General features: G+C 70.3%; 3 protein-coding genes and 1 pseudogene. 1 reads left to right on the forward strand and 3 read right to left on the reverse strand.

The features are described from left to right. On the reverse strand, positions 1-409 hold a 409-nt coding region (locus tag AC08OU_RS11790; protein WP_462203056.1), incomplete at its 3' end, for a TetR/AcrR family transcriptional regulator C-terminal domain-containing protein. On the opposite strand from AC08OU_RS11790, the gene AC08OU_RS11795 reads away from it, so the two are divergent. Then, complete coding sequence (locus AC08OU_RS11795) at positions 380-967, forward strand: DUF4386 family protein (RefSeq protein WP_476602375.1); 588 nt, start codon at positions 380-382, stop codon at positions 965-967. The genes AC08OU_RS11790 and AC08OU_RS11795 overlap by 30 nt on opposite strands. Before the next feature lie 131 nt (positions 968-1,098). Here AC08OU_RS11795 and AC08OU_RS11800 read toward each other — a convergent pair whose 3' ends face one another. Together AC08OU_RS11800 and AC08OU_RS11805 are read right to left on the reverse strand one after the other, a co-directional pair. Continuing rightward, positions 1,099-1,932 (reverse strand): L,D-transpeptidase, encoded by an 834-nt coding sequence (locus AC08OU_RS11800; RefSeq protein WP_476604897.1) that lies wholly within the window; start codon positions 1,930-1,932, stop codon positions 1,099-1,101. 13 nt (positions 1,933-1,945) lie between these two features. Then, positions 1,946-2,866, reverse strand: a pseudogene (locus tag AC08OU_RS11805) (hypothetical protein); the annotation flags it as partial.

Genomic DNA, 2,866 nt, shown 5'->3' on the forward strand with positions numbered 1-2,866 from the left:
AGATCCAGGCGTCAGGCTCAATGAGGCGTTCGATGCCGTCAAGGACGCGGTCGAGGCCCCAGCTGAACTGCTCAGTGGTGACGTAGGCGGCCAGCACGTCAATCTGGCTGGCGGTACGTGGGTAGTGCTCGGCGGGCACGGCCGCGAACGCGTCACGGCGGGCGGCGATCCGCTCTGCCTCGCTGGTTCCCGGCTCGTGCGGCTCGGCGGCCTCCAACGCGATGGCGCCCAGCACATACACGATCAGCAGATATACGGACCGGGCCGCGTTCGCCGCCGGCACCCCGCCGTCGGCCAGTGCCGCGAGCAGTCGCTCGTTGAGCGCGAGCGCGTTGGGGCCGTCCATCGGGCCACCGAGCAGCAGGCTGACCGCGCCGGGATGGCGGACGTCATCCTTCCGTCCTTCCACCGAGGCGGCACCGGCCTGGTCTGGACCTGGTTCGCGACCGGCTGGACCTACGCTCTGCTGCTACCGCCGACGCTGCTGCTGCCCACGGCCCTCGGTCGCCGGGACGATCCCGTCCTGCGCGCCGCGACCTGGGTCGGCTCCGCCGCGATCGTGCTCGCGCTCACCGGCTTCCTGCGCTGGGTCTTCGTCGTGCCGCCGCTGGCACGGCAGTACATGGCCAGCGACACGACGACCCGAGCGGCCGTCGACGCCGCCTGGCTCGCACAACACCCGCTCGGCGGCTCCCTGCTCGGCGAGCACCTCGGCCAGACGCTCGCCATCGCCTGGTCGACGACGATCTCCGTGATCATCCTCTGCCGCCGTCCGCTTCCCGCCGCTGTGGGCATGCTGGGCCTGGTCGCAAGCGCCATCTACCTGCTCAACCAGGGCGACATCCTGGCAACCGCGATCCCCGAGGTCCCCGCATGGGAACCGGCGGGCTTCCTCGGCTCCACACTCTGGGGAGTATGGATCGCCACCCTCGGCTTCGCACTCCTCCTCCGACGTCCACCCAGCTGACCTTGCAGAACCGGCTCTGCCCCGCGGCCAGCCGTGCCGGGCTGCCAGGCCCCGCCCTGAATGATTCCAGCTCGGCGTCGGGGTCTGTTGCATCCGCGAAGTCCGCACCGACGACCTCGAGATGAGACCGGTCAGGCGACGATGTCGACCGGCGTGCCCAGGGGCAGCATGCCCGCCAACCGGGTGATGTCGCTGTTGCTCAGGCGGATGCAGCCGTGGCTGACGTCACGCCCCAGCGTATGGGGCTGGTTGGTGCCATGCAGACCGATAATCGGAGCATGGCCTTCGAAGGAGGCCAGTGAGGTGGAGAAGCCCGAGATGCCGAAGGCGAAGGGCCCGTGGGGTCCGGTCGGATTCCGCGGCCGCAGCAGTTCGGTCAGGTAGTACCGCCCCCCGGGAGTCGGTGTTTCCGTGGTTCCGACCGCCATCACGAACAAGGATATGAGCGTGTTCCCGCGGTACAGCTGCAACTGGTGGGCTCCGCGGACGACCTGCAGGTGGTAGGCGGTGGTGCTGGCGCGGACCTGGTCGTCCCTGATCCATCCTCGGCTGCCGTTGGGCCATACCGGCAGCAGGACCTGCCACCATCCGGGCAGCCTCGCCGTGACGAGAAAGACCCGTGGCGCGCCCGCCTCGTTCGGGTTACTCAGCCGCGACGCGGGCCGGGTGGACACGGGCGTTGGGTAGACGTCCACGCCGGCGACGGTCGCGGTCAGAATCGTGTTCACCGCCTCCGGTTCGGCCGCCGCGCCGCGAGAAGACATAGGGGTGACCGAAGACCTGGGGGTAGCCGAAGACATACCGGTGGCCGAAGACCTGGCGCCGATGCCCTCACCGCCGACCGCGCAGGCGGCCGGGAACAGCAGCCCGCACACGGCGACCACCAGCGCGGCCGACGCGCGCGGCGCCGACAAGCCGGCGGGTGGTCGAGGCCGCCGGGTGCCCGCGTCCGTCACCTCTGTCATCCCATAGAGCCGGTCATCCCGTGAAGGGGATGGTGTTCGTCGTGATCGGCGTCGCCGGTGCCGTCGTGCCGGTGCCGGTGCCGGTGCCGCCCTGTTGCCCGGGCGAGCCCTGTGGCGTCGTGCCGCTGGTTACGGGTGATGTCGAGCCCGTCCCCTGGGCTGGGGCTCCCGTTCCGAGAGCCTTCGCGGTACTCAGGTTCTGTCCGCCACCGGTCGACTCCCCAGTACCGGGAGTCTGTCCGCTACCAGAAGCCTGTCCACCGCCAGAAGCCTGCGGGGACGAGGGCGCCTCGCCCCGCGCGCCCGGCGCGATACCGGCTCCCGGGACGACGGGGCCGGTGCCGGTAGTGCCGGTAGTGGTGGCGGTCGACGGGCCAGGTCCGGTGGCCGGCACCGGCCGGCCGTGGGTCGACACACCAATCGTCGGCAGCTGGGGTGAGGGATTCCACGACTGGTCGAACGCGCGGGCCACGACAAGGGAGGAATGCGTGTCCAGGGTGCGCGAGGCACCCGCCGCTAGCACGCCGTTGCCACCCCGCCCCTCCTTCGAGAACCAGCCGAAGGCGACAGGATGATCGGTGACGTTCCTCAGCGTCCACGAGACCATGTCGTGCCCGCCTGCCGATCGCAGCTCGAGCGACCGCAGGTGGCTCTGGACCCGGTTGATGTCGGCCGCCCCGATCGAGTAGGCGCGGAACAACGGGTTGATCTGTGCGACGACATGAGGCGGGGTCGGGTTGACGACGACGTTGTCGATACTCACGTCGAGATCTGGCCGCAGGGCGGAGCCGCCCGGGAGCGTGACCTGACTGGAACCGGGCACCCCGTCGGGGAACGCGGCGCCGGCTGGACCGGCCACGGCGGCGGCCAGGGCGCCGGCAGCACCGACGGCGGCAAAATACATTTTTCGCGAGCGCATAGGGGACGTAATGAA

This window comes from Frankia sp. CcMO1 (assembly GCF_977945845.1).